The sequence below is a fragment of the Streptomyces sp. NPDC030840 genome (assembly GCF_055572015.1).
Genome location: NZ_JBVIEE010000006.1, coordinates 93,297 through 119,936, shown reverse-complemented (window position 1 = coordinate 119,936; position 26,640 = coordinate 93,297). Strand labels below are relative to the sequence as shown.

Below are 26,640 nucleotides of genomic sequence, written 5' to 3'. Positions count from 1 at the left end.
CGGACCCCCGATGGGCCTGAACGGCCTCGTCCTCGAACGCCGGACGGGCTGATGGGTCCTACACCTCCACGTCCACCACCACCGGCGCGTGGTCCGAGGCGCCCTTGCCCTTGCGCTCCTCACGGTCCACGTAGGCGTCCTTCACGGCCTTCGTGAACGGCGCGTTGGCGTACACCAGGTCGATGCGCATGCCGCGGTTCTTGGGGAAGCAGAGCTGGCGGTAGTCCCAGTACGTGAAGGGCTGGTCGTACTTGAGGGGGCGCGGGACCACGTCGGACAGGCCTGCCTCGCGCAGGGACGTCAGGGCGGCGCGCTCCGCCGGGGTGACGTGGGTGGAGCCCTCGAAGGCGGTCACGTCGTAGACGTCGTCGTCCGTCGGTGCCACGTTGTAGTCGCCGAGCACCGCGAAGGGGCGGCTGCCCGCCGCGTCGCCCGCGACGGCCGCCTTGAGGGCCTCGAACCACTGGAGCTTGTACGCGTAGTGGGGGTGGTCCACCTCGCGGCCGTTCGGCACGTACACCGACCACACGCGGACCGGCCCGCAGGTCGCGGAGACGGCGCGGGGTTCCTGGACGCCGTCGTAGCCGGGGTCGCCGGGCAGGCCCTTGACGACGTCCTCGAGGCCGACGCGGGAGAGCACCGCCACGCCGTTCCACCGGCCGGTCGCGTGGACCGCCGCCTCGTAGCCCAGTTCGCGCAGCTCGCCGTACGGGAAGCTCTCCTCGGCGATCTTGGCTTCCTGGAGGCACAGCACGTCCGTGCCGCTGCTCTCCAGCCAGGCCAGGAGCCTGGGCAGGCGTGCGGTGATCGAGTTGACGTTCCAGGTCGCGATGCGCATGCCCCACAACCTACCCGGAGGGTCCGACAACAGGGTCCGGGGCTGCGCGCTCAGAGCTCCGCCGACGATCCAGGTGCCAGCCGCAGGTGCTCCGTGCCGCCCAGGGCGCCGATCTGCTTGTCGTAGATCGGGCGGGCCAGGTCGGTGAGCAACGCGTCGTGGATGTCGTACGCGCGCTGCGGCTTGACCTCCCTGACGTAGTCGATGACCTCGGAGATCTTGTTCCAGGGGGCCATGACCGGGAGCATCAGCGTCTCGACGGCGTGGCCGGGGACGGTGAGGGCGTCACCGGGGTGGAACACCCGGCCGCCGTCGACGAGGTACCCGACGTTGGTGATGCGGGGGATGTCCGGGTGGATGACGGCGTGGAGTTCACCGTGGACCTGGACGTCGAAGCCCGCGGCGGTGAACGTGTCGCCGTGGCCGACGGTGTGCACACGGCCCGGGAAGGCCGCGGAGATCTGCTGGGCGACGGACCTGAGGGTCCAGATCTCGGCGGCCGGGTTGGACCCCAGGCCGGCCCGGAGCCGCGCCTCGTCGAAGTGGTCGGGGTGCTCGTGCGTGACCAGGATCGCGTCGGCGCCGGCGGCGGCGTCCTCCTCGCTGAAACCCCCCGGGTCGATGACGAGCGTGCGTCCGTCCTTCTCGAGACGGACGCAGGCGTGCGACTTCTTCGTGAGCTTCATGGGTCCATCCTGCCCCGGCGCGCGCGCCCGGCTCACTCCCGGCTCACTCCTGGCCCGCTCCGGGCTCACTCCTCGGGTGTCGTCTCCTCGCGGATGACCTGCTGCGCCACCTTGAACGCGCTGTTCGCGGCCGGGACGCCGCAGTACACCGCCGCCTGGAGGAGGACCTCCTTGATCTCGGCCGGGGTGAGGCCGTTGCGCAGGGCGGCGCGGGTGTGGAAGGCGAGCTCCTCGAGGTGGCCGCCCGCGACCAGGGCGGTCAGGGTGACGCAGCTGCGGGAGCGGCGGTCGAGGCCCGGTCTGTTCCAGATCTCGCCCCACGCGTACCGGGTGATGAACTCCTGGAAGTCCCCGGAGAACTCGTCCGCCGACGCCAGCGCCCGGTCGACGTGTGCGTCGCCGAGCACCTCGCGGCGCACCTTCAGGCCCGCGTCGTACGGGTCGGTCCTGCCCGCCGCCTCCGGCTGGGCGACGGCCGGGGCGATCTCCGCCACGGGCCCGATCGGCGAGGGCACCGTCAGAGCCGGCTTGACCGGGGCGGCCGAGATCGCCATCTGGCCGGTGGCCGTGTCGTAGGCGGGCTGCCACGCGGACGAGAAGTGCCGTACGAGCAGGTCGGTGACCGCGGCCGGCTGCTCGACGGGGACGAGGTGCGAGGCGCCGGGGACGACGGCGAGACGGGCGTCCGGGATGCCCGCGACCAGGGTGCGGGCCTCGGCGGGCCCGGTCACCTGGTCGTCGGAGCCGACGAGGACGAGGGCGGGGACGCCGACGCGGCCGAGCTCGGACCGCACGTCGAACGAGGCGAGCGCCTCGCAGGCCGCGATGTAGCAGCCGGGGTCGGTGGTGCGCACCATCTGCACGGCCCACTCGGTGATCGCGGGCTGCGCGGCCGCGAACCCTCCGGTGAACCACCTCTCCGGTGCCGTACGGGCGATGGGGTCGAGGCCGTTCGTCCGGACGATCACTCCGCGCTGCCGGAACTCGTCGGCGGTGCCGAAGCGGGGCGAGGCCGCGATCAGCGCGAGGGAGGCGACGCGCTCGGGATGGCGCAGCGCGAGCTCGATCCCGACAGCGCCGCCGAGCGCGCAGCCGGCGTAACCGAAGCGGTGCACACCGAGGCTGTCGAGCGTGGCGAGCAGGCGGCCCGCCAGCTCGGCGACGGAACCGGCCGGGTACGCCGGTGCGCCGCCGTGCCCGGGAAGGTCGAAGCGGAAGATCCGCCACTGCTTGGAGAGCTCCGGGACCTGTCGGTCCCACATGTGCCATGTGGTGCCCAGTGAGGGACCCAAGATCAGGACCGGAGCGTCTTCTGGCCCGTCAAAGCGGTATTGCAGGGTGTTCGGTGGTGTCTCACTCACCCGCCTGAGCCTCTCATCTGTCACGAGATGTCACATCGCCGGGGTGGGGTAGCGGGCCTTGTCCCGCTCCGGCGCTGCCGGTCCTGCCGGCGCGAGCCCAGGTACATGTTCTCTGCGGCGCCAGTGGGCCCTCCCGGCGCCTGCCCTCTCCCCAGTCCCAGGATCAACTCCTCCCCCTTCGTCACGCCCCCTCTCCACCGAACCCGTGCATGTCATCCCAAGTCGTGGCGGCTCCACGAAGATTTTCTACGTCCGGCTTGACGCACCACCGCTTGGTCGCCTGGATATCCCCAGTGCGGCCTCTCCTCAGCTTGAAGAGTCCGGAACGCTTTGAGGGCACCCAGCACGAGAGTCGGCATCGGCAGCTCCCGCTCACCCGCAAGGGACTTGGTGTCCTTCTCCACCACGTGCCGATTCCCCATCATTGTGCGCGTGTTCGCAATAGCGATCGTGGCATTCTCAAAGTCGACGTCCTCCCAGGCGGGCGCTGGAGGACCCCTCCATGTTCGTCGCCGGGGGCGCCGTGATGGTGCTGCTGGTTCTCGTCGTCGAGATGGACGCCCTGCACGGCTTCTTCGCGACGACCGCGCACGGACCAAGCAGCCGCAGCCCTGCAGAACTCAGTGAGTCCGGGCCCTATGAACCGCGTAACCGTCGGCCGACGGCAGGCACCGATGTGATCCCCGGATGCGGGGCCGCATATCGCCCTTCAGTGCTGGTCATACACCAGGAGGCCGTCGTCACGCAGCCGGGCGCCAGGCGTCGGCCGGTGTTCGGTCAGCCGCCCGTCATGGGACAGGTGCAACACCGGGGTCCCGCGCGCGAGTACGGCGAAATCGGCGATGATCCGCCGGTGGCAGCGCCACCACACCGCCTCCGCGCACATGACCGTGGTGCGTACAGCCGCGGCCTGCGTGAGCAGCTCGTCCATCGCCGCCACGAACTGCGGGTCCCGTGTGTACCCGGCGTATCCGCGGAAGGAGGCGTTCTGCCAGAACGTGTCGGGTGAGTCCGGCGCGGTCCTGCGGAACCCCCCGAGTCTGGGCTCCCACCGGTAGTCGATCCCCTGGCGCGGCATCCACTGCTCCAGTGCTCCGCGGTTCGTGTCCGGGTTGTGGCGGCTTCCCGGAGCGGTGCGGACGTCGACCACCGCCAACACCTCGGCACCGTCGAGGAGGGCGGCCATCTGTTCTCTGGTGGCGGTGCTGTGCCCGAAGGTGAGCAGCTGTCCGCGGCTCTCCTCTGTGCGGTTCACACGTCAGCCGGGTTGGGCGACGGTGAGGAGCACCGCCGCGTCGTCGATCGCCTGAAGGGAGTGGCGGGCTGGGGGGATGACGATCAGGTCGCCGCTGCGCCCCTCCCGGGTGGTCTCACCGCTGGTGAGCCGCACCCGTCCGCGCAGCACGAGCGGGGTTGCCTCTCCGGGGTTCCCGTGCTCGGCCGGCGACGTGCCGCCGGTCAGGGCGAGGACGGTCTGGCGCAGGGTGTGCTCATGGCCGCCGTAGACGGTGGTGGCGCTGCGCCCGCTGGAGGTGGAAGCGGCCCGTTCCAGTTGCTCGCGGGCCTGTGCGTCCAGGGAGATCTCCTGCATGTGTGCGGTCTCCAGGTATGTGTGGCTTCCATCCGCTGGTGTGCCGTTCGAACAGTCCCGCATGGCTGGACGCGCCGACCCCCGGCTGCCGTCGGCGAGTGTCATGATGGACGTAGACCTGCTCCCCGCGCGTCCTTACCCGTCAGGTAGCCCTTGGACAGCGGCGGCCGCTCGTAGGGCCGTTCGCTTTCGTCCCCGATCAGAACCAGCGGGCCGTCGAAGCCCTCATCACGCAAGGTCTGCGCGGCCTTGGCCCCGGCCAGGCCGGCCCCGACGATCACACACGTGTCGTTCATGGGCATCGTCAGTTCCCTCCCTGGGCTGCGGGACGGCTCCGCAACGTTTCGGCGAGCTGCTCGGAGAGCTGCTCCCAGCTGGCGTCGAACTTCGACACGCCCTCGTCCTCAAGGGTCTGCACGAGGTCGCCGTAGTCCACGCCGACGGCCCGCAGCCCAGCGAGAACTTGCTCAGCGTCGCCGTAGTGGGTGGCGACAGGGTCGGCCGGTACGTGGCCGTGGTCGGCGACGGCGCGCAAGGTGGCCTCCGGCATGGTGTTGACCACGCCGGGTGCGACCAGTTCGGTCACGTAGCGGGTGTCGGGGTAGGCGGGGTCCTTGACAGAGGTCGAAGCCCACAGCGGACGCTGCGGATGCGCTCCCGCCCTCCGAAGGGCTTGCCAGCGGGGTGAGGAGAGAACCCGCTCGTAGTGCTGGTAGGCAAGCCGTGCGTTGGCGATCGCCAACCGGCCGCGCAGCCCGGCCGCCTGCGTGGTGCCGATCTTGTCCAGGCGTGCGTCTGCCTCAGCGTCTACGCGGGAGACGAAGAACGAAGCCACCGAGCCGATCCCGGAGAGTTCCCGGCCCGCATCGCGGGCACGTTCCATACCGTCGAGGAAGGCATCCACGACCTCGTCGTAGCGAGCGAGGGAGAAGATCAACGTGACATTGATGCTGATGCCCTCGGCCAGGCACGCGGCGATCGCCGGCAGGCCCTGACGGGCAGCCGGGATCTTCACGAACAGGTTGGGGCGGTCGACCAGCCACCACAGCGCTCGCGCCTCAGCGATCGTCGCCACGGTGTCGTGCGCGAGCCGAGGATCGACCTCGATGGAGACCCGCCCGTCGACGCCGTCCGTCGCGTCGTAGACCGGGCGCAGCACGTCGCAGGCCCACCGGACGTCGGTTGTGGTCAGTGCCCGCAGCGCTTCACCGACCCTGACTCCGCGAGCGGCCAGGTCACGGATTTGCGCGTCGTAGGCATCGCCGCTGGTGATGGCCTTGGCGAAGATCGTCGGATTGGTGGTCACCCCCACCACCCGGTCCCGCGCGACGAGGTCCGCGAGGCTCCCGGACACCAGCCGATCCCGGCTGAGATCGTCCAGCCAGATCGACACGCCGGCATCGCTCAGTGCGTCCAAGGGATTCATCACGCTGCCGCTCCTCCCGCGCGCCAAGCGGACGAACTTCCTGCTGCTCGTCCGCAGCCCGCACCAGAGCCTGCCTGTCGCTCCATCGTCTCTGGAAGCCCGGTGGCCCGCATCCGCACACCGCCGGCGCCGTAGGGCGCGTAGAGGTCGAGCAGTCGCACCGGGGCGGCTCTGAGCCGGCTTCCGATCACCTCGGCGACACAGGCCCACAGCTCGTGCCGCGGCTCCGGGTCCTTCCCGCACAGCTCACGGACCACCGTCGCGTCGAACTCGTAGGCGCGCACCGGGCTGGTGGCCTGGGCTCCCAGGTACCAGTAATGGGGAGGGACCAGCCAGGACCAGCCCGGCAGTTCCCCGACGCCGAGTCTCTCGATGACCGCCGCGGGGCGGCCGGGCACGCGGATGTCGAGAGCAACGGTGCCCGTGCGGATGGTCCAGAAGCGGTCGGCCTTGCTGCCCTCGCCCTTCCCGGCGGCGCAGCCGAGCAACCCATGCCCAGGCGGCCGTCCGCCGCCTCTCCGGCGAGACCTTGCACGGCCGCCAGGAAGACGAGTACGGGGACACCCCCGTCGTAGCAGACGCCCTCGGCCACCACGACCAGATCCCCATCGGGCTCCTCGAACGCGACGAGGTTGTCCCGAGCAGTCCTTGAACACTACGAGGGCGTCTGATTCGATGCAGTTCATGAGCGATTGCGCCGTATGCGTCTCGCGACTTTGTGGCAGTTTCGCCGATTCCTCGTTTGGCGAGGTTGGGGATGTGCGGCGAGTTGGATCATGCTCTCGGAGCGTTCGGGTCTGGTCTCGTAGTTGTAGGTCAGGCGACTGTCGACAGTCAGCTCGGTTGGTGCGTCCTCGCAGGTCGGCAGAGTCGGCGACCCGCGTGGGGAATCAACATCGGAAAACGCGGCTGATCGGACACTCGCATATTGCGCTCGGGGTCACGGAGAGGAGTCCGAGGCCGAGCAGGGTGCGGCCGTGATTGGCTCCGGTTCCGGCTTCATGCCGATTCTGCGGCTGTGGTTCGCGCCCGAGCGGATGCGTGACGAGGGCCGGACCCCCGACTACCGTTTCTCGCTCGCCAACGAGCGCACCTTCCTCGCCTGGATCCGCACCGCACTCGCCCTCGTGGTCGGGGGCTTCGCGGTGGGCCTGTTCCTGACGGACCTGTGGGCGCCCGTCCGGATCGGGACGGCGCTCACACTTCTGGCGGCGGGCGCATCGGTGGCCCTGTGGGCGATGCATCACTGGGCGCGGTGTGAGCGGGCCGTGCGGCGCGGGGAGGAGCTGCCGGTATCCCGATTCCCGGTGCTGCTGAGTCTGGTAGTGGGCGTCGTGGCGCTGGTGATGCTGGCCGTCGTGCTGTCCGGCTGGGGCGAAGGACGATGAGGGCCCCCCGGCCCAGCAATCCCGGCCCTCGAGACCGCGGCGCCCGGGAGTCCGGCCCGCCAGACGCCGGACTGAGGGATCCCGGCCTGCAGCCGGAGCGCACTCGGCTCGCCTGGCGGCGTACGACGCTGGCCTGCACGGTCGTCGCTGTACTGGCCGGCAGACAGGCCGTCCACGAGGGGGTCACCGCGCCTCGGGCGGTGACAGTGGCGCTGAGCGCGCTGCTCTGGCTGGGCTTCCTGGTGGTGGCGCACTGGCGGATCAAAGCCCTGACGGCCGCCCGGCCGGTGCCGCTCGCCCGGCGTGCCGCGGTCGCCGCGGCGGCCTGCACGGTGGCACTCGCCTGTTTCGCGCTGGCGGCCACGCTCTGAGAAGCAGACACGGATACCGGGCACATACTTGGCCTTATCGCGCCAGGTTTGCTGCGGTTTGTTCCAACCCTGACGCGGTACCCGGCGAAGTCCTCGCACCGGCAGCCATCGGCCCAGATGGACACTGCTATGGATTACGCGCAGAAGTTCAGGCAAGCCGCTGAGACTCGAAGCCGCCCGTCAGGCCAGGTGCGGTTGCAGGACGACGGACGCACGGGCGCACGGCGGCGCGGTGGGTCGGCGCCGCCGCGCGGACAAGGATTCTCCTCATGAACCAGGGAGAGAGAGAAAACACCGATCTCGGTTCCGGCGCGTCCGACCGCCGGGACATCGGGCGGCGCGAGACGGAGATGGAGCAGGCCGACCGCAACTACGCCGAGGTGCTGCAGGAACTGCGCGTGGCTCAGGTGGGCGTGCAGATCCTCGTCGCCTTCCTGCTCTCCCTGGCCTTCGCACCGAGGTTCGCCGAGTTGGACGACTTCCAGCGCGGCACCTATGTGGTCACGCTGCTGCTCTCGGTGACCGCCATGGCGCTACTGACCGCCCCCGCCCCGCTGCACCGGGTACTCTACCGCCGCCACGCCAAGAGGCAGATCGCCGAATTGTCGTCCCGGATGACGATCCTGGGGCTCGTCATCCTCGCCCTGGCTCTGACCGGTTCGGTGCTGCTCGTCGTGGACTTCACGCTCGGCCGGGCCCAGGGGGCGGCTGCCGCCGGGGCGGCCCTGGTCCTGTTCACCGCGTTGTGGGCGGGCCTGCCGTGGTATGTCCGGTCGAAGTAGGACGGCTTCTGAAAGCTGGCGGCTCCGCGAGAAGAGTGGAGGCTAGTTCTATGTCGAACATTATCCCGGGCAGGCAATTCTCGTTCGAGAGCCTGAGGGGCGGTCGACCGGCCAGAATTCCCAATATCCTGTACATCCTGGCCGACGATCTGGGTTGGGGCGACCTGGCGTGCTACGGCTCGCCATCGATCCGCACACCGAACATTGACCGTCTGGCCGCGGAAGGAGTCCGCTTCACTCACGCCTATGCGGGCTCACCGTGGTGCTCCCCGACCCGGATCAGCCTGTACACGGGGCGGTTCCCGACCAGACTGCCGGCGGGTTTGGAAGAACCTCTCGCCACACATGCCGAGGGCAACGGCATCCCGGAGGGACATCCCACGCTGCCCTCGCTGACGGCCGAGGTGGGGTACCGGACCGCTATGTTCGGCAAGTGGCATTGCGGCTGGCTGCCCTGGTACAGCCCCTTGCGCATCGGCTTCCACACCTTCTTCGGCAATTTCGACGGCGCGATGGACTACTTCGAGCACGTCAACACGATCGGCGAGCACGACCTGTACGAGGGCGAGACTCCGGTCGAACGCGTGGGTTACTACACGGATCTCATCTCCGACCGGGCGGCCGAGTTCGTCGCCGCGGAATCCGCCGAACCCTTCTATGTGCAGCTCAACTACACGGCGCCCCACTGGCCGTGGGAGGGGCCTCACGACCGCGAGGTCGGTAGGGAGATTCGCCGCAGGTACGAAGAGGCTTGGACCCATTCGCCGCTGATGCATTTCGACCGGGGATCGCTTGCGAAATACGGCGAGATGGTCGAGGCCATGGACGCCGGCATCGGCCGCGTTCTCACAGCGCTGGCAAACGCGAGGAAGAGCGACAACACCATCGTGGTGTTCACGTCGGACAACGGCGGTGAACGCTGGTCGAAGAACTGGCCGTTCGTGGGTGAGAAGGGAGACCTCACCGAGGGCGGTATCCGGGTGCCACATCTGTTGCGCTGGCCTGAGGCCGTGGCGGCTGGCCAGGTCAGCGACAAGCCGGTCAGCACCATGGACTGGACAGCCACCCTGATCGATGCCGCGGGGACCTCTCCAGAGCCCGACTGGCCGCTGGACGGGATGAGCCTGCTGCCGTGGCTGTTGGACGGCGCGGACTTTCCCGAGCACGATCTGTTCTGGCGCACGTCCAACCAGGGGGCGTTGCGGCGAGGCAGACTCAAGTATCTCTTCGACAAGCGCGATCGCCCTGTGCTGGGCAACTGGCCACGTTGGCCCGGCGAATACCACCTGCTCTACGACGTGACGGTCGACGGCCGGGAACAGGCCAACCTCGCCGAGCACCATCCTGACCTGCTCGCCGCGATGAAATCCACGTGGGATCGCATCGAATCCGAACTGCTCCCCTATCCTCCAGAACATCCGGGCGTACCTCGCGAGGGGCTGGTGGTCAGTGAACCCGACTGACAACCCGCAGGTATCCATGAACAGGAGAGGGACCCCGTGTGTCGAACTCGCTCTCCTACATCATCCCGGTAGCGGTGCTGGTGTACTCGGTGACCTCCATGCTCTCGGTCGGCCTGGGTACCGCTCTGCGAAATGTCCTGGGGCCTTTGCGCGATGTGGGTGCGGTGGCACGTGCCCTGATCGCCAATTTCGTCCTGGTCCCACTGTTGGCCTTGGGAATCCTGCGGCTCCTGCCACTCGACCGGCCGCTGGAAACCGGTCTGCTGCTGCTCGCCACGGCAGCAGGAGCACCGTTTCTGGTCAAGCTGACCGAGGCCGCCGAGGGACGGATGGGAACGAGCGCGGCACTACTGGTGGCTCTGCTGCCGGTCACGGTGCTGTACATGCCTCTCGCCGTGCCCGTGCTCGTGCCTGGGACCAAGGTCAGCGCGGTGGCCATCGCCACACCGCTCGTTTTGACCATGTTGCTGCCACTGGTGGTCGGGCTGATCTTCCACGCGCGACTGAAGGAGTGGGCACCCCGGTTGCTGCGGCGGCTGCAGACCGTCTCGACGGTGGCGCTGTTGGTGTTCGTCGCGGCAACGATATGGCGCAATGCCGCCGCGATCGCCGACCTGCTCGGTCAAGGGACGCCGATTCTGGCTGGCGTCTCAGCGATCGTGGGTGCTTTCGTGATCGGCTACGGTTTCGGTGGTGAACAACGACACCGCCGCGAGGTGCTGGGGCTGGGTACGGCGCAACGCAACATCGCGGCATCCATGGTCGTCGCGACGCAGAGCTTCCACGACCCTCGCGTCAATGCCATGGTCGTTGTGACATCGCTGCTCACGTTGGTCGTCCTGTTCCCCATCGCCTTCGCGATGAGAAGGCTGCGCCCCCCAGCACCGCGAGACGAGCGACCACCGTCGGGGCGGCGGCCCGCTCGGTAGCTTCTCCGTAGTGGACAACCGCCCGTCGCCCTGACAGGCCTTCGGGCCAACAGAGGAGAGAGGCAAACGATCCTCGGCGGGCGGCAGTCCCGGAACCGTTGGTGGGCCCCCGTTGGCGCTGCTGTCCATCGGGGGAGAGCCTGGAAGAGCACGAACAACCGCCTGGAGGTGCCATGTACAGCAAGGTCACCATCGCAGGTCATCCCATCCACCCGATGCTCATCGGCTACCCCGTGGCCTGCTACACCGGCACCCTGGTGGGTTATGCCGTCTATGCGGCCAACGGGCAGCAGTTCTGGCTCAACCTGGCCATCGCCCTCAACATCGCGGGAGTCGGCACAGCACTGCTGGCAGCCCTGCCAGGCATCGCCGATCTGGCGTTCGGCATTCCCCGCCGGTCAGCGGCCAAGACCGTCGGCATCGCCCACGGCAGTCTCAATGTCGCGGCGCTCGGCCTCTTCGGCGCGAGCCTTGCCATCTACGCCACCCACTGGGACGGCCCCGCGACTGGCGCCACTCCCGGACTGGCCCTGTCCGCGGCCGGACTCGCCTGCACGCTCGGGGCCGGCTTCCTGGGCTGGATGCTGGTCCAGGACTACCACGTCGGTATCCGGCTCACCCCCCTCCAGGAAAGCGATGAACAGGCGGTGCAGAACGCCCAACCGCTCCACCTGCACCGCGTGAGTTGATCAGGCGCAGGCAGGCCGCTCCCGGCCGAAGCTGAACGGACGGACGTGTCCGCCAGCACAACAGTCGTGTCGAGCCGGGCCAGACCAGCGTCCAGCGCGGTTGTGGCTGAGGCGTACCGCCGGCGTCACCAGGCGTGTGACGCCGACGCACCCCTTACCGGGAGGGTGCCTTCGTGACCTCCACACCGTCCAGTCCGGGGCCCGCGTCGCCGTCGCCCGGCACATCCTGGAGCCGGCGAGCGGACCTGCCGGATCCGGCAGATGTCCCGGCCGGGCGGCCGGTACGCGTGGACGGGTACGCGGAGCTGCGGGACTACGCGGTGATCGGTGACGGCCGTTGCGTCGCGCTCGTCGCACGGGACGGCTCGGTGGACTGGCTGGCCTGGCCGGACCTCGACTCGCCAACGCTGTTCGCCGCCATCCTCGACCCCGTCCGCGGTGGCAGGTTCCTCCTCCAGCCCGACGTTCCGTACAGCACCGCCCGACGGTATCTGCCCGGCACCAACGTGCTGGAGACGACGTTCACCACTGCCGGCGGCACGGTGAGGGTCACCGACGCACTGACCATCGCCACCCCTCACGCCCTGGCACCCGGGCGGGAGCTGGTCCGGCGGATCGAGGGCCTTGCGGGCAGCGTCCCCATGTGCTGGAGCGTCGAGCCGCGCTTCGGCTACGGTGCCCGGGCGCCGCACGTGACCCACCGTGCCGGCGTCCCGGTGGCCACCTTCGGACCCGATGCCGTCGCGGTCTGCGCCTGGAACGCGGGACAGCCGCGGCTCACCGGCGGTGCCGTCGCGTCCGGGTTCCGGACCGAGGCCGGTACCCGGGCTCTGCTCGCCCTGCCGTACGCGCACCAAGAACCGCTGGTTCTGCCCACGCGCGCCGAGTGCGAGGCCCGCCTGGAGCACACCAGCGCCACCTGGCGGCACTGGGCGGACAAGCGCACACGCGCGGGCCCCTGGCGCGACGAGGTGCTGCGCAGCGCGCTCGCCCTCAAGCTGCTGGTCTTCGCGCCCTCCGCCGCGGTCGCCGCCGCCGCGACCTCCTCTCTGCCCGAGAGGCTCGGAGGGGAACGCAACTGGGACTACCGCTTCAGCTGGATCCGCGACTCCGCCTTCACCCTGAACGCCTTCCTCAGGCTGGGCTGCGCCCCGGAGGCGACCGGCTACTTCTGGTGGCTGATGCACGCCTCCCAGCTCACCCACCCCCGCCTGCACGTCCTGTACCGCCTCGACGGCGGCGCCCACGCACCGGAAAGGACGCTTCCCCTGGCGGGCTACCGCGGCTCGGCGCCCGTACGCGTCGGCAACGCCGCCGCCGACCAACTCCAGCTGGACACCTACGGGGAACTGCTGCAGACCGCCTGGCTGTACACCACCGCGGGCAACCGGCTCGACGCCGACATCGCCCGCCGACTGGCCGAGACCGCCGACTTCGTCTGCACCGTCTGGCAGCAGCCGGACGCGGGCATCTGGGAGGTACGCAGCCCCCCTGAACACTTCACGCAGTCCAAGATGATGTGCTGGATCGCCCTTGACCGCGCCCTCGACCTCGCCCGTCGGCAGCTGATCCCGGACCGGCACGCGGCCCGGTGGCACCACGCGCGACAGGCGATCGCCGAGTTCGTCGACGATCGCTGCTTCTCCGCGCGGCTGAACAGCTACGTGCGCTCCGCCGGCAGTGACGACGTGGACGCCAGTCTGCTGCTCGGGCTGCTGCACGGCTACCGTCCGCCCGGCGACCCGCGCATGCGCGGAACCCTCACCGCCGTCCAGCAGGCTCTGCGGGATGGCCCCTACGTCCACCGCTACCTCGGCGCGGACGGCGTCCCCGGCAGCGAGGGCGCCTTCCTCGCCTGCTCCTTCTGGCTCGCCGAAGCCCTCGCCCGCTGTGACCGCGCCGACGAAGCCGTGTCCCTCATGGAGCAGCTCGTGGCGCTCGGCAACGACGTCGGCCTCTACAGTGAGGAAATCGACCCGCCGACCGGTGCCTTCCTGGGCAACCTGCCCCAGGGTCTGACTCACCTGGCCCTGATCAGCGCGGCCTGCGCGATCGGGGAGGCGGCGCGATGAGCGTCTGGGCGGCCCTGGCGGGCGGATTCGCCGGCACCCTGGTCCTGACCACGGGTCTGCGCGCAGCCAACGCTCTCAATCTGACCCGCATTGACCTGCCGTTCCTGCTGGGGACCGCCTTCACCGGCGACCGGACTCGCGCCAAGGCCCTCGGCTACGGCGCGCACTTCATCAACGGGCAGATCTTCGCCCTGCTGTACTACGCGGTCTTCGTCGCCATCGGCTACTGCAGCTGGTGGCTGGGATGTGTCTTCGGCCTCGTCCACGGCCTGTTCGCCGCCACCGCACTGGTCAACATCCTGCTGCCCCTCATCCACCCGCGAATGGGCACCTCCCAGACCAGTGCTCCTGACGTCGCCCTCCTCGAACCACCCGGATTCCTCATGCTCAACTACGGTCCCAGCACCCCCACCGTCACCCTGGCCGCACACCTCGCCTACGGAACCCTCGTCGGAGGCTTCCTCGCCTGGCCGGCCTGACAACGCGTTTCCCTGCGTGATCCCGATGGGCAAGACGCAGGCCCAGTAGCGTGGAAAGGGAACGGGGAATGTGTACAGAACCTGGCCTCGGTCGTGCTCTTCGTCCACGACCACGACTGATCAGCGGACTTCCACCAGGAACTGCTGAGGATGGATCACGGTCCGCACCGCCACGGTGCGAGCGCGTGCTCGGAGCACGCTCCGAGCGTGTCGACACCCGGCACGGGGACGGTTTCACCCTCATCGAGGGCCGGGACCCCAGCGGCCTGCCCGTCCTGGTGGCCCATTCAGGACCCGACGAAGTGGCGCGGCCCGAGATCATCGCTCGCTACTGGGTATGACACCCACCAGGAGGTCCCCCGATGGCACACAAAAGGGCCGTTCACGTGCGCCGCGTCTACGAGGAGCCTGCGCGGACCGACGGCACCAGAGTGCTGGTCGACCGCATCTGGCCTCGGGGAATGACCAAGGAGCACGCCCAACTCGACGAGTGGTGCAAGCAGGTCGCACCCTCGACAGAGCTGCGCAAGTGGTACAGCCACGCCCCTGAGAGATTCCCTGAATTCAGCCGCCGCTACCGGACCGAACTCAAAGACCCCGAGCACGCAGCGGCTGTGGCACACCTGCGCGAGCTTGCCCAGAACCGGACCCTGACACTGCTCACCGCAACCAAGCATCCCGAGATCAGCGAAGCCGAAGTACTCGCAGAGTTGCTCCGGGACTGACAGCGGCGGTGGGGTGAGCTCCGCACTCGCGCCGAGCGCGGAGGTGCCACAACATCGCCGGCGGGCAATCCGGGCACGGAACGTAGTGGCGTACGGCTGCCGCCCTCGGCCCCGATTTCCGGTGGCAGGAAGGCGGCGCAAGGACGCGTCCCTCCCGCCTGACATCCGGTGCTGAAAGGCTCTGAGCGGGACACACCTCAAGGAGGGACAGACGGAAAGCAGCGGCGCGCGGAGTCGAGGCGCCGACGGACGAGTGGGACGAGGTTGGCGATGCGTGCATTGACGGTGCGGCCCGGCGCACGGGGATCCGTTGAGGTACGGGATGTGCCGGAGGCCCTCCCGGCAGCCGGTGATCTGTTGGTGCGGGGACTGGCGGTGGGGGTGTGCGGAACGGACAGGGAGATCGCACGCGGTGACTACGGCTCGGCCCCTCCGGGCCGTGAGTGGCTGGTGCTCGGACATGAGTCTCTCGGGCGGGTGCGCCAGGCGCCTCCTGGCAGCGGTTTCTCGTCCGGTGACCTTGTCGCCGGGGTGGTGCGCCGGCCGGACCCCGAGCCCTGTGGGGCCTGCGCCAGGGGGGAGTTCGACATGTGCCGCAACGGCCGCTACACCGAACGCGGCATCAAGGAAATCGACGGTTACGGCGCGCAGGAGTGGTGCGTGGAAGCCGACTACGCGGTGAGGTTGGAGCCCCATCTGGAGCGCGTCGGTGTGCTCATGGAACCGACCACCGTGGTGGCGAAGGCATGGGAACAGGTCGAGCGTGTCGGTGCCCGTTCGTGGTTCGAGCCGCGCCGCGTCCTGGTGACCGGTGCGGGGCCCATCGGCATGCTCGCCGCCCTGCTGGGTACACAGCGCGGGCTGGAGGTGCACGTGCTCGACCGGGTGACCGAAGGGCTCAAGCCCGCTCTGGTTCGGGACTTGGGTGCCGCTTTCCACACTGAGGACATTGAGCAGGTCATCTCCGCCGTGTGCCCGGATGTCGTCATCGAAGCCACGGGCGCGAGCGAGCTTGTCTTCGCCTCGCTGACGGGCACCGCGCCCTACGGGGTGGTGTGCCTGACCGGTGTGTCGCCCGCCGGCCGCAGGGTGACCGTGGACGCGGGTGCCATCAACAGGGAGATCGTGCTGGAGAACGACGCGGTAGTGGGATCGGTCAACGCCAACCTGCGGCACTACCGCCAGGCTGCCGACGCGCTGGCCAGGGCCGACCTGTCATGGCTTGAGCGCCTGATCACCCGGCGTGTGCCGCTGGAGCGCGCGGCAGAGGCGTTCACGCCGCAACCGGACGACGTCAAGGTGGTCATCGAGTTGTAGCGGGCACGATCCGGAGGCAGGCCCTAGCCTGGACGGATGTCGCACAACACCGCTCCATTGGTCGTGATCATGGGCGTGTCGGGCTCGGGAAAGAGCACGGTGGGACAGCTGCTGGCGCAGCGCCTCGGGGTTCCTTACGCCGAGGCGGACGACTTCCACCCCCCAGCCAATGTGGCGAAGATGCGAGCCGGCCACCCGCTCGATGACGAAGACCGCCGTCCCTGGCTGGACGAGATCGCACGATGGCTGGCTGATCATGCGGACAGCGGAGGAGTGGTGTCATGCTCAGCGCTGAAGAGGCGCTACCGTGACCGGCTGGTTTCCGCCGCGCGGCACGTCTTCTTTCTGCACCTCGATGGCTCGCGTGAGCTGATTGCCGCACGGATCACTGCGCGAAAGGGCCACTTCATGCCGCCCGGCCTGCTCGACAGTCAGTTTGCCGACCTCGAAACGCTGGGCGACGACGAACTCGGCGCGGCCATCCCGGTCGACGGTACGCCGCAGGAGACCGCTGCCCTGGCTCATGCCGCCGTGACCTCCTCCTGAAGCCGGAACCATGGTGAGGCGACCACGGCCGGGCGCTGCTTCCGCCGTCGGTCCGGGCACCGCCCGATGGGCGGTTCTTCGTGCGTTCACGGCGTCGCGCGGGTGGTCGCAGGTTGCCGAACGTCCTCACTGATCCCTGGAGGGCGAAGGTCGACTCGGCGCAGTAGCTGTGCGTTGAGGGCGACGACGATGGTTGAGACGCTCATCAGCACTGCGGCGAGGGCGGGCGGCATGTTGATCCCGGCCCAGTTGAGCGCGCCGGCGGCGATGGGGATGGCGACGGCGTCGCAGCCTGCGGCCCGCCACACTGCTGCTGGCCGCCCGCCCCGCCCGTCCCCCGGCCCGTGGCAACGCCGCTGGTGCGGGCTGCGGCGTCCGGCGGTGCACTGCTGCTGGTGGCACTCCTCAACACGCTCGCGGGTCCGAATCGGCCCGCACTCGCCCAGGCCGTTCTGTCCCTGCTCGCGGCCCCGCTGGGACTGCGCGCCCGCTTCACCGCAGCCCCGGGCACGGCCGTTCTGTGCCGGCTCTTCCTCAACGGCTTCGCCATTCCACCCGCCGGCATCCGCACCTGGGCCGGACACCGTGACGCGTTCTGGCTCACCTGCCTGTCCCTGAGATGGGCCGGTCGGCCCCGGTGAGGTCCCGGACAGCCCCTCGCGGCCCGGCCGCCGCGGCGTGACGCTGGTCAATGAGGAGCAGACCGAGAAGGACCGAGAGCGCCGGAGGTGCGCGTCATGCTGCAGCCCGTGATCGCCGGAGTCGACGGATCCGCCGAGAGTCTGGCCGCGGCCGAGTGGGCCGCCCGCGAGGCCGAACGGCGCGACCGACCACTGCGGCTGGTGCACGCCTGGAACTGGCACCCCCGCCAGTCGGACGGCGTGACGGCCGACGCCGCTCAGCGGTACCTGGCCCGGCGTGCCCTGCGCCAGGCGGAGGAGCGGATCCGCGGTGCCGTGCCCGGCGTGCGCCTGTGCGACGAGCAGGTCGAGGGACCCGCGGCGGCGGCCCTGCTGAAGGCGGCCGATCGGGCCGACCTGCTGGTGCTGGGTTCGCGCGGGCTGAGCGGCCTCGCCGGTTTCGTCGTGGGCTCGGTCGCACAGGACGTGGTGGCGAGGGCCACGCTTCCTGTCGTCCTCGTACGGTCGGGGGAGGAGGCGGCGGACGAGCGTCTCCCGGCGGACGACGGGGGCGCCTCCACCCGGACCGGATACCGGGACGTGGTGCTGGGCCTCGACGTCGGCGACCGGTGCGACGAGGTGATCGAGTTCGCTTTCGCGGCGGCCCGGCTGCGTCGCGCCCGGCTGCGGGTCGTCCACGCCTGGCGCGCGCCTTCCCCGCTCAGCCTGGGCCCCGGGGACATCGGTCTGGTGGGTGACCCGACGCGCGAGGAGGAGTGGCAGGGCTTCCTGTCCGCCGTACTCCAGGTGTGGCGCGACAAGTACCCCGACGTCGAGGTCGTGGAGTCGGTGTCGCGGGGCAAGGCTGTGACCGCGCTGGTCCGGGCCGCTTCGGGAGCGAGCCTGCTCGTCGTCGGCCACCGGCTGGCCGAGCGGCCGGTGGGTCCGCGCACCGGGCCCGTCACCCACGCCGTCATCCAGCACGTCGGCTGCCCGGTGGCCGTCGTACCGCATGAGTAAGGAGGCGGTTTCGCCGGGCTGCTGCCGGGATCGGTCAGCCAGGCCCGGCGGGGTCCCGGAGAGCTTCGTCCTGTGCACACGTGTCGTGCGTCCGGGCGGGCACATCGCGAACGTCGGCATGCACGGCAAGCCGGCCACGCTGCACCTCGAGGCCCTGTGACGCAAGAACCTGACGATCAGCACCGGCCAGGTCGACACCTCCTCCACACCCTGGTTGCTCGACCTCGTGGCATCCGGGCGCCTGCACATCTCGCAGCTCGTCACCCACACCTTCCCCTTCGTCCAGATGGAGGACGCCTACGAGGTCTTCGCCCACGGCACCGACACCGGCGCCCTCAAGGTCGTCCTGCGCCACGAGTGAAGCGCCCGCTACGGGCGCGCTAGCGAGCGGGGCCTCGGAGCGGCTGCCACCCCGGGCTTCACGCCTCGTCGACGGACAGGAACCGGGCCTCCCCCACACTCACCTCCGCGAGCTCCACCCGCACCCCGGCGATGTCCCGGTGGGCCGGTCGCGACTGGAGCCGCGCGATCAGGGCCAGGCGCAGGCCGTCCTCGTCACCCACGGGGTGCGTCCGCGTCAGCTCCCTTGGCCTGGGGTCCTGCGAGAGGACGTACGCCACGTTCCACGGGGCGCCCGTACGCCGGCTGCGTGCGACCGCGACGGGGTCGACGACCGCGCAGCGGAGCGCCACCGTGACGGGGAAGTCCCAGTCGCTGCCGGACGCCGTCAGCTCCCAGTGGGCGTACACGTGTCTGTCGGGGCGGACATCGACCAGGGTCACCGCACCGCACCGCGCGGGATCGGCCGGCCCGGTCGTGTACTCCCCCTCGACGAGGCGCACAACAACCTGACCGTGTCCCGCCACCAGCGGACGGCGCCGCTCGCGCCAGGCGTTCCACCGCCAGCCGGGCCGCAGCTCGCGGTGCCGGACGATCGGGTAACGATCCCTCATGCGGCGCTCCCCGGCGAGGAGTTCGGTGCCGAATTCAGTACTGCAGGGCCGTCGCCACGTCGTGTCCGATCCGCTCGACGGCGGTGAGGTCGAGCCCGTAGTGCACATAGCGGCCATGGCGCTCCACCCGGACCAGCCCCAGATCGCGCAGGGCGCGCAGATGCCGCGAGACCTGCGGGCGGGTCATCGACAGCCGGTCCGCCAGGTCCGCGGTGGTCATCGCCTGGCGCGCGATGAGGCGGCACAGTCGTACCCGGCGCGGGTCGGTGAGGGCCAGCATGCGGCTGCGGGCCAGGGTGACGCCGATCTCCGGGGCGTCGACGGGGAAGTGCACGACGGGAGGCAGTCCCGGCTCGTCCTTCACCAGCAGGTGCGGGGCACCGTACCGGGTGGGGATCAGCAGCAGCGGAGTACGGGCGGGGCTGATCACCGCGTGGTGCACCTTGTCCAGGACGACCCGGGCCGGGCTGTGCAGGCGGGCGCTGGACGGGCTGAGGGAGAGCAGGGCCGCCTCGGCCCCCTCGTCCGCGAGCCGTCGGCGCATCCGGTGTGCGGCCCGGGACAGGACGGGCTCGGTGTGCGACCACAACTCGTCGAAGTAGACGCGCCGGCACAGGTCGAGGAAGTCCAGGACGTCGGCGCGCAGGGCCTCCGGGCCGCGCAGCAGGTCCTCGGCCAGAGCGGAGTGCGGATCCGGCAGTGCGGACGCGGCCTGGCGCAGCGCCCGTGCCTGTGCCAGGTCGCGGAGCACGCTGCCGAAGCGGAAGGCGCGGTAGCCGCTGGCGCAGGTGTACGCGGTGAGCTCGGCGAACCGGTCCACCGGGAGCTCGGCCAGCGGTGTCTCCAACCCGGGATAGAAGCCCCGCCAGCGCAGCGGCGTCCACAGCGGGGCGAACCGTCGCAGTCCGGCCCGGAAGGCGGCCGGCGCGGCGGCGGTGGTCCTCTCGGCCCAGGCGGCGTGCTCGGTGTGGTGGGCGTGCCCGGTCAGCACGTGCAGGCTCGCGGCCAGCTCCGCCAGTGGTGACACGGTGACCGTGAACCGGTCGGAGGCGGCGCCTTCCAGGACGAACACGACCGACATGAGCGGGAGTGTACGGCGGTCTCACACCGGCACCCCCTCGAACGCGGAACGCGCGGCCGCCGACAACGCCGGCTCGGTGAGCAGGGCGGCGGCCACCTCGGCGAGCGCGGTCGCGGCGATCTGCGTGCGGTCGTGCGCGAGGGGCGTCGCCGCGGCCTCTCGCATCGCCTCGGAATGGGCGGGTGTGCCGGCGTCGGCGATCTGGACGTAAGGGTGGATGACCGGCACGAGCGCGGAGAGGTTGCCGATGTCGGACGATCCGGCGGGGCTGTCGGGGTCGTACGGTGCGATGTCCCCGCCGAGTTCGCGCACCGCGTCGGCGAACCGCTCCGCGAGAACGGCGTTGTTGCGCCGCTCCGCGTACAGCGGCCCGGTCTCACAGACCTCCGCCCGTGTCTGGGTGGCGAGCGCCGCCCCCTCCGCGGCCGCACGCACGCGCTCCACCAGTGCCTCGGCCGACGCGGCCGTGCGGTCCCGGACGTACAGGTCGACCACGGCCCGCGCGGGGACCACGTTGGGTGCCTGCCCGCCGTCGACGACGATGCCGTGGAGCCGGGCGCTCGGCGGTACGAACTGCCGCATCGCGTCGAGGGCGGCCAGGAACAGCTGGGCGGCGGCCAGCGCGCTGCGCCCCTCCCACGGGGACACCGAGGCGTGCGCGGCGACCCCGGTGAACACGGCCCGCAGGTGCGCCGCCGCGAGCCCGGGCCGACCGGTCAGCCAGCGGTCCCCGGGATGGAACATCAGCGCCGCGTCCACCCCGTCGAAGATCCCGGCACCGGCCAGCCGCACCTTGCCCGCGCCGCCCATCTCCTCACCCGGGGTGCCGATCACGGCGATCGTGCCCGGATGCTCGGGCAGTGTCCGTACGACGGCGAGGGCCGCCGCCACCCCTCCGGCCGCGATGAGGTTGTGGCCGCAGCCGTGGCCGACGCCGGGCAGCGCGTCGTACTCCACGAGTACGGCGACACGGGGCCCCGGGTGGCTCCCCCCGTGCTCGGCCACGAAAGCGGTGTCGAGGCCGCCCGCGGGTGCCGTCACTGCGAAGCCCTCTTCGGCGAGCCAGCGGGTCAGCACCCGCTGGGCGTGGAACTCGGCGAACTTCAGCTCGGGACGCGCGTGGATGGACAGGCTGACGGCGTCCATACGGGGCCGCAACGCGGTCAGTTCGGCGGACAGCGCCTTCAGATGCGACATGGGTGCTCCCCTCGTACGACACACGGAGTGACGTGTCGTCAGACACCACGAGACTGCGGCAGGACACGGCCGGGCGGTCGCCGATTACCGCGGCCCAGGCAACCCTCGCCGGCCGGCGCGCGGCCGGCGAGGGCTTCATATCCCGCCGGCCGCTCCCAGCCCTGTCAGGGCGCCCACCGGGTCCGGGTCGGGGGACCCTCTGGGCCACCAGTCCTCGCGGCCCGGTTCCGACTCGTACGCGTACCAGAGGCCGTCGCGGCCCAGGCGGAGCTGGACGTGGCCGTGCGGGTGGGTGAGGTGGTTGCGCCGGGGGCGGAAGGCGGGCAGGTCGGCGGCGAGGAGGAGCGGCCGGGCCCGGTCGAAGCGGCCAGCGGGCGGGTCCCAGGGTTCTTCGAGCACGGCGAGCCCCTCCGGTCCGCCCTGACGCCAGGCGGCGACCGCGCGGGCCAGGTCGGCCGGTGTACGGCCGGTCGCGGTGGCCAGCGCCGAGTAGAGGGCGCGGGTGCCGGCGGTGAGGCCGGATCCGGGGCGGGCCGCGGCGAGCCGTACCGCGTCCTGCCACAACGTGATGTCGGCGACCGGGTCGCGGCCCGTGGTGAGCAGGGCATGGGCGCGGGCGGCAGCGTCGGTGGCCAGCTGGTCGAGCGCGAAGGGGTCCGGGCCGCCCGGCACACCTGGGTAGACCGGGGGCTGTTCCGGGTGCGGGGGCGGGGGCAGCGGCGCCGGCAGCGGTGGAAGGGCGCGGGGCGCGAGCGCGTCTCGGGCGCGGACGCCGGGCAGGGGTGCGGGATCCTGGTCCTGCGCGGCGCGGGCCGCGCGCGCGGCGCTCAGCCGGGACAGCGCGTCGAGCAGCTCGCGCTCTCCCCGGCCGCGCAGGAGGAGCAGGACGAAGGGGTCCTCGTCGAGCAGCCGTGCCGTCTGGTAGCAGAGCGCCGCCGCGTGCTTGCAGGGGTGGCCGGAGTCGGGGCAGCTGCAGCGCGGTTCGAGGTCGCCGGGGCCGGGGAGCAGCGGTACTCCGCATTCGGCGAGCGAGTGGGGCATCTCCTTGTCGAGCAACGCCGCGATGCGGCCCGGCTGTTCGGCCGCCACGTCCAGGAAGCGGTCCCAGTCGGCGTCGGAGAGCGTCCGCAGCCGCACCTGCGCGCGGTACGGCCGGGGCCGGCTCCCCTGGACGTAGCCGAGCACGAGCCCGGGGGTGACGGTGATCGCGTCCACGTGCCCCTTCTGGGCGTACGCCCGTCCCCGCGCCAGCCGGGCCGCGTCGAGGGCGCCCTCCTCCAGCGCGGTCACCCAGGCGTTGCCCCACCACGTCCCGGCGAACCTTCCGGCGTCCTCCTGGGGCGCGGAGCGCGGCGGGAAGGCGGCGAAGGTACGGCGCAGCTCGCTGTCCCGGGCGGGGGCGGCCATGGATCGGGGGAGGTGAGGGGTGGCGGGGGCGGCGGGTGCCGCCGGCTGTGCGAGGGCGTGGGAGCGCGGCGGTGCGGCGTGGTGCGGTGAGGGCGCCGCGTGGTGCGGCGGTGTGCCGGGGTGCCTGTGCGCTGCCTCGTCCGGGTCGCCGGCGGCTGGCGGCTCGAAGACGTCCGCGAGCAGCTCGCGCAGCTGCCGGACCCGGCCGCCTCGTTCCTGGGCCCTGGGGTCCCGGCTCGCTGCGCCGGAACGGGGCGGCGCGGGGCGGGCGGCGCGGCGCGGTGACCTGGCCTCCTCCTTGGCCATGGCCTCGGAGCGCGACTGCCGGGCCGCGCGCAACGCCTCGCGCGCGATGTCCCCCGGGCGAGCGGACGTGGACGCGTCCGGCTCGGCCGTGTCGGGCTCGGCGGTGTCCGCCTCGGCCGTGTCGGATCCGGCGCCCTGCTCGGCGGGCCCCTGCTCGGCAGGGACGCCCTCATCCCGAAGCGGTGGCTCTCCGGGGCTCTCTGTGGCCTCCCGCACCCGCTCTCCCCGTACGGCCCGCCGCAGCGCCTCCCTCGCCGCGTCGCCCGGCCGTGCCTCCCGCTCCGCGGGCGGCGCGGCTTCACGCTCGTCGCGTTCGCGGGTGTCCCGTTCGCGTGCGGCCCTCAGCGCCCGGCGAGCGGCGTCGGCGGGCCGCGAACCGTGGGTTTCGTTCATGACGTCCTCCGCAGCGACACCAGGTCGGACAGCTCGCGGTCCGTCAGCTCGGTCAGGGCCGACTCCCCGGAGCCGAGGACGGCGTCGGCGAGGGCGCGTTTGGACTCCAGCATCTCGGCGATGCGGTCCTCCACCGTGCCCTCGGTGATGAGGCGGTGGACCTGGACGGGCTGGGTCTGGCCGATGCGGTAGGCCCGGTCGGTGGCCTGCTCCTCGACGGCCGGGTTCCACCAGCGGTCGAAGTGGATCACGTGACCCGCGCGGGTGAGGTTCAGGCCCGTGCCCGCCGCCTTGAGCGAGAGGACCAGGACCGGGGTGGCTCCGCTCTGGAAGCGGTCCACCATCCGCTCGCGGTCCTTGACCGGGGTGCCTCCGTGCAGGAGCTCCACGGGGATCGCGCGGGTGGCGAGGTGCGCGGTGATCAGGCGGGCCATGCCCACGTACTGGGTGAAGACCAGTGCCGAGCCGTCCTCCGAGAGGAGGGTGTCCAGGAGCTCGTCCAGCAGGGCGAGTTTGCCGGAACGGGCCGAGAGCCGGTCGGCCCCGTGGGGCTGCCCCTGGGTCTCCTCCTTCAGGTACAGCGCCGGGTGGTCGCAGATCTGTTTGAGGGCGCCCAGGAGTTTGAGGACCAGGCCGCGGCGCGCGATACCGTCCGCGGTCTCGATCGCGAGCATCGACTCGCGCACCACCGCCTCGTACAGCGCGGCCTGTTCGCGGGTCAGCGGCACCGGGTGGTCCGTCTCCGTCTTCGGCGGGAGCTCGGGGACGATGCCCGGGTCGGACTTCTTGCGGCGCAGGAGGAAGGGGCGGACCAGGCGGGCGAGACGGTCGGCCGCCTCCTCGTCCTCGCCGTTCTCCACGGCGCGCGCGTGGCGGGCGCGGAAGGACTTCAGAGGGCCCAGCAGGCCCGGTGTCGTCCAGTCGAGCAGGGCCCACAGCTCCGAGAGGTTGTTCTCGACGGGTGTGCCCGTGAGGGCCACGCGTGCGGGTGCCGGGATGGTCCGCAGCGCCCTCGCGGTCGCCGAGTACGGGTTCTTGACGTGCTGTGCCTCGTCGGCGACCACCATCCCCCACGGCTGCTCGGCCAGCGTGGCCGCCGCCGACCGCATCGTGCCGTAGGTGGTGAGGACGAAGCCGCCGTCCAGGCCGTCGAGGGTGCGGTCGGGGCCGTGGTAGCGGCGGACCGGGACGCCGGGCGCGAATCGGGTGATCTCCCGCTGCCAGTTGCCCAGGAGGGACGCCGGGCAGACGACGAGGGTCGGCTCGCGCCGGTCGCGGCGCAGATGCAGGGCGATGACCGTGATGGTCTTGCCGAGGCCCATGTCGTCGGCGAGGCAGCCGCCAAGACCGAGGGTCGTCATGAGGTCGAGCCAGGCCAGGCCCCGGAGTTGGTAGTCGCGCAGGCGGGCGGCCAGTCCGGCCGGGGGCTCCACGGCCTCCACCCCGGCCGTGAGCCGGTCCCGCAGCGCGGCCAGCGCGCCCACCGGCACCGCCTCCACCGTCTCCCCGTCCACCTCCGCGCTGCCGGTGAGCGCGACGGAGAGCGCGTCGACCGGGTCCAGCAGGCCGAGTTCGCGCTTGCGGGCCTTGCGGACGAGGGCCGGGTCGACGAGAACCCACTGGTCCCGCAGCCGGACGACCGGACGGTGGGCCTCGGCCAGGGCGTCCATCTCGGCCTCGGTGAGCGGATCACCGCCGAGGGCCAACTGCCAGCGGAACTGCAGCAGTTCCTCGCTCTCGAAGAAGCCCGTGCCGTCGGTGGCCGAGCCCGGCGCGGGCCGGACCACGGCCGACGCGCTCAGGTCCTGCGCCAGGTCCCGCGGCCAGTGGACGGCGACACCGGCCGCACCGAGCCGGGTGGCCGCCACACCCAGCAGGTCGGACAGCTCCTCCTCCGAGAGGGCGAGGACGTCGGGCACGTCCTGCTCGGAGAGCCGCTGCAGGGGCGGCCAGACGCGGGCCGCCCGGCGAACGGCGAGAGCGGCGTCCACGCGCGCCCGCGGCCCGAAGGCGTCGGCCGTGTCCCCGGTGTCCCCCGCCCACAGCGCGGCCGCGTCGGCGACGAGGGTGGGGTCGGCGAGGCTGTGCACCTGGACGACGGCCGCACCTGCCCGCCGCGCGCCCTCGCCGTCGTCGAAGAGGTCGGACGCCGACAGGTCGAGCCGCAGCGAGATCCGTACGCCCGCGTCCATGCCCGCGGCGACCTCCGCGGCCCAGTCGCGCGCGCCGGGCAGGCGCTGTGGTCCGGCCGCCGCGAACGGCCTGCCCGAGATGTACGACGCGGCCGGGGTGCGGGGCAGCGTGTCGGCGACCGCGTCCAGGAAGGACCGCATCAGCGCCTCCGGCTCCGGCAGGCGCAGGGGCCCCTTTCCGGGCAGCGGGACGGCGTGGCCCTCGTACGGCAGGGCCGCCGCCACCGCTCTCAGGTGCGCGATGTCGTCCGGGTCGAGCGGCCCGGCCCGCCACGCGTCGTGCCCCTCGGCCGTGAGCCCCGGCAGCAGCCGCCCCCGCGCGACGAGCCGCAGGGCGTGCAGTGCCGCGGCGCCCCAGCAGGCCGTGGCGGGATGCGCGGCGGGATCGCGGCGGGCCCGGGCGAGCAGGGGCAGGGCCTCGCCGACCGGGAGGGTCACCGCGGGCACGGTGGCCCTGCGGACTCCGGCGCCGTGCGGTCGTACGACGGTGAGCCCGGCGTCGCGTGCGGACTCCCCTGAGCCGGCACCCCCGTCCTCGGAGCCGCCGTCCCCGACGCCCCCGTCCCGGCCCCCGGCGGAGGCGGGCACGGGCTCGCCGTCCGGGTCCCAGAAGGCCACCCGGCCCTGGCGCGGCAGCGGCGCGGGCAGGAACACGGCCGCGAGCCGCACGGAGACGACGGGCGCGCCGTCGGCTCCGGGCGCGACCGCCCGCGCCGCACCCTCGGCCGCCACGACAGCCCCGTCCCCCATACGCCCGGTCACCTCCCGCCCGTCAGTCGGATCAGACGTCTCCGACTCTACGGGCGGG

At 71.5% G+C, this 26,640-nt stretch carries 25 protein-coding genes and 3 pseudogenes; 15 read left to right on the top strand and 13 right to left on the bottom strand.

From position 1 onward, the window contains the following. Window positions 1-58: 58 nt before the first annotated feature. The 8 genes and pseudogenes from ACZ49J_RS15765 to ACZ49J_RS15730 form a co-directional block, all read right to left on the bottom strand. The gene (locus ACZ49J_RS15765; protein ID WP_467453123.1) at window positions 59-838 is read right to left on the bottom strand and encodes an exodeoxyribonuclease III; all 780 of its coding nucleotides are present in this window, start codon (window positions 836-838) and stop codon (window positions 59-61) included. 50 nt (window positions 839-888) lie between these two features. Then, window positions 889-1,524, bottom strand: coding sequence for an MBL fold metallo-hydrolase (locus ACZ49J_RS15760; protein ID WP_467453124.1), 636 nt, complete (start codon window positions 1,522-1,524; stop codon window positions 889-891). Window positions 1,525-1,589: 65 nt separating this feature from the next. Then, the gene (gene pcaDC, locus ACZ49J_RS15755; protein WP_467453125.1) at window positions 1,590-2,885 is read right to left on the bottom strand and encodes a bifunctional 3-oxoadipate enol-lactonase/4-carboxymuconolactone decarboxylase PcaDC; all 1,296 of its coding nucleotides are present in this window, start codon (window positions 2,883-2,885) and stop codon (window positions 1,590-1,592) included. A gap of 709 nt (window positions 2,886-3,594) precedes the next feature. Next, window positions 3,595-4,071 (bottom strand): DUF488 domain-containing protein, encoded by a 477-nt coding sequence (locus tag ACZ49J_RS15750; protein ID WP_467453256.1) that lies wholly within the window; start codon window positions 4,069-4,071, stop codon window positions 3,595-3,597. Window positions 4,072-4,143: 72 nt separating this feature from the next. Further along, window positions 4,144-4,476, bottom strand: coding sequence for a cupin domain-containing protein (locus ACZ49J_RS15745; RefSeq protein WP_467453127.1), 333 nt, complete (start codon window positions 4,474-4,476; stop codon window positions 4,144-4,146). 125 nt (window positions 4,477-4,601) lie between these two features. Continuing rightward, window positions 4,602-4,778, bottom strand: a pseudogene (locus tag ACZ49J_RS15740) (FAD-dependent oxidoreductase); the annotation flags it as partial. Window positions 4,779-4,780: 2 nt separating this feature from the next. Further along, the gene (tal, locus tag ACZ49J_RS15735) at window positions 4,781-5,905 is read right to left on the bottom strand and encodes a transaldolase (RefSeq protein ID WP_467453128.1); all 1,125 of its coding nucleotides are present in this window, start codon (window positions 5,903-5,905) and stop codon (window positions 4,781-4,783) included. Next, entirely contained in the window at window positions 5,902-6,390 is a 489-nt protein-coding gene (locus ACZ49J_RS15730; RefSeq protein WP_467453129.1) for a cyclic nucleotide-binding domain-containing protein, read from the bottom strand. Before ACZ49J_RS15730 ends, tal begins: the two co-directional genes overlap by 4 nt. A 513-nt stretch (window positions 6,391-6,903) precedes the next feature. Between ACZ49J_RS15730 and ACZ49J_RS15725 the strand changes: the two genes are divergently transcribed. From ACZ49J_RS15725 to ACZ49J_RS15655, 15 genes and pseudogenes are all read left to right on the top strand, one after another. After that, a complete protein-coding gene (locus ACZ49J_RS15725) occupies window positions 6,904-7,290 on the top strand; it encodes a YidH family protein (RefSeq protein WP_467453257.1) in 387 nt (128 codons plus the stop codon). Further along, window positions 7,287-7,661, top strand: coding sequence for a DUF202 domain-containing protein (locus tag ACZ49J_RS15720; RefSeq protein ID WP_467453130.1), 375 nt, complete (start codon window positions 7,287-7,289; stop codon window positions 7,659-7,661). The genes ACZ49J_RS15725 and ACZ49J_RS15720 overlap by 4 nt, the downstream gene beginning before the upstream one ends. A 269-nt stretch (window positions 7,662-7,930) precedes the next feature. Then, window positions 7,931-8,443 carry a DUF6328 family protein gene (locus tag ACZ49J_RS15715; RefSeq protein WP_467453131.1) on the top strand — a complete coding sequence of 171 codons (513 nt, stop codon included), beginning with the start codon at window positions 7,931-7,933 and terminating at the stop codon, window positions 8,441-8,443. A 50-nt stretch (window positions 8,444-8,493) separates the two neighbouring features. Continuing rightward, complete coding sequence (locus ACZ49J_RS15710; protein WP_467453133.1) at window positions 8,494-9,906, top strand: sulfatase family protein; 1,413 nt, start codon at window positions 8,494-8,496, stop codon at window positions 9,904-9,906. Between the two features lie 38 nt (window positions 9,907-9,944). After that, on the top strand, window positions 9,945-10,835 hold the full coding sequence (locus ACZ49J_RS15705) for a bile acid:sodium symporter family protein (RefSeq protein WP_467453135.1): 891 nt from the start codon (window positions 9,945-9,947) through the stop codon (window positions 10,833-10,835). 173 nt (window positions 10,836-11,008) lie between these two features. Continuing rightward, a complete protein-coding gene (locus ACZ49J_RS15700; RefSeq protein WP_467453137.1) occupies window positions 11,009-11,524 on the top strand; it encodes a DUF2231 domain-containing protein in 516 nt (171 codons plus the stop codon). Between the two features lie 173 nt (window positions 11,525-11,697). Next, entirely contained in the window at window positions 11,698-13,596 is a 1,899-nt protein-coding gene (locus ACZ49J_RS15695) for a glycoside hydrolase family 15 protein (RefSeq protein WP_467453138.1), read from the top strand. Then, window positions 13,593-14,075, top strand: a complete 483-nt coding sequence (locus ACZ49J_RS15690; RefSeq protein WP_467453139.1) for a hypothetical protein — start codon at window positions 13,593-13,595, stop codon at window positions 14,073-14,075. The genes ACZ49J_RS15695 and ACZ49J_RS15690 overlap by 4 nt, the downstream gene beginning before the upstream one ends. A 185-nt stretch (window positions 14,076-14,260) precedes the next feature. Next, a complete protein-coding gene (locus ACZ49J_RS15685) occupies window positions 14,261-14,416 on the top strand; it encodes a hypothetical protein (RefSeq protein ID WP_467453141.1) in 156 nt (51 codons plus the stop codon). Window positions 14,417-14,437: 21 nt separating this feature from the next. Next, the gene (locus ACZ49J_RS15680; protein ID WP_467453142.1) at window positions 14,438-14,800 is read left to right on the top strand and encodes a DUF488 domain-containing protein; all 363 of its coding nucleotides are present in this window, start codon (window positions 14,438-14,440) and stop codon (window positions 14,798-14,800) included. A 270-nt stretch (window positions 14,801-15,070) separates the two neighbouring features. After that, on the top strand, window positions 15,071-16,117 hold the full coding sequence (locus ACZ49J_RS15675; protein ID WP_467453144.1) for a glucose 1-dehydrogenase: 1,047 nt from the start codon (window positions 15,071-15,073) through the stop codon (window positions 16,115-16,117). A gap of 36 nt (window positions 16,118-16,153) precedes the next feature. Further along, on the top strand, window positions 16,154-16,663 hold the full coding sequence (locus ACZ49J_RS15670; RefSeq protein WP_467453145.1) for a gluconokinase: 510 nt from the start codon (window positions 16,154-16,156) through the stop codon (window positions 16,661-16,663). A gap of 344 nt (window positions 16,664-17,007) precedes the next feature. Then, window positions 17,008-17,274 (top strand): annotated as a pseudogene (locus ACZ49J_RS15665) (hypothetical protein); the annotation flags it as partial. Between the two features lie 126 nt (window positions 17,275-17,400). Continuing rightward, complete coding sequence (locus ACZ49J_RS15660; RefSeq protein ID WP_467453147.1) at window positions 17,401-18,303, top strand: universal stress protein; 903 nt, start codon at window positions 17,401-17,403, stop codon at window positions 18,301-18,303. A 49-nt stretch (window positions 18,304-18,352) separates the two neighbouring features. Further along, window positions 18,353-18,664, top strand: a pseudogene (locus tag ACZ49J_RS15655) (alcohol dehydrogenase); the annotation flags it as partial. 58 nt (window positions 18,665-18,722) lie between these two features. Here the strand turns inward: ACZ49J_RS15655 and ACZ49J_RS15650 are convergent. The 5 genes from ACZ49J_RS15650 to ACZ49J_RS15630 form a co-directional block, all read right to left on the bottom strand. Then, a complete protein-coding gene (locus tag ACZ49J_RS15650; RefSeq protein WP_467453149.1) occupies window positions 18,723-19,256 on the bottom strand; it encodes a hypothetical protein in 534 nt (177 codons plus the stop codon). Window positions 19,257-19,290: 34 nt separating this feature from the next. Beyond that, window positions 19,291-20,337, bottom strand: a complete 1,047-nt coding sequence (locus ACZ49J_RS15645) for an ArsR/SmtB family transcription factor (protein ID WP_467453151.1) — start codon at window positions 20,335-20,337, stop codon at window positions 19,291-19,293. Between the two features lie 21 nt (window positions 20,338-20,358). Beyond that, window positions 20,359-21,534, bottom strand: a complete 1,176-nt coding sequence (locus ACZ49J_RS15640; protein WP_467453152.1) for an amidohydrolase — start codon at window positions 21,532-21,534, stop codon at window positions 20,359-20,361. Window positions 21,535-21,669: 135 nt separating this feature from the next. After that, window positions 21,670-23,640: an SWIM zinc finger family protein gene (locus tag ACZ49J_RS15635; RefSeq protein WP_467453153.1), complete on the bottom strand. Its 1,971-nt coding sequence runs from the start codon at window positions 23,638-23,640 to the stop codon at window positions 21,670-21,672. Next, complete coding sequence (locus ACZ49J_RS15630) at window positions 23,637-26,582, bottom strand: DEAD/DEAH box helicase (protein ID WP_467453154.1); 2,946 nt, start codon at window positions 26,580-26,582, stop codon at window positions 23,637-23,639. Before ACZ49J_RS15630 ends, ACZ49J_RS15635 begins: the two co-directional genes overlap by 4 nt. Window positions 26,583-26,640: the final 58 nt, after the last annotated feature.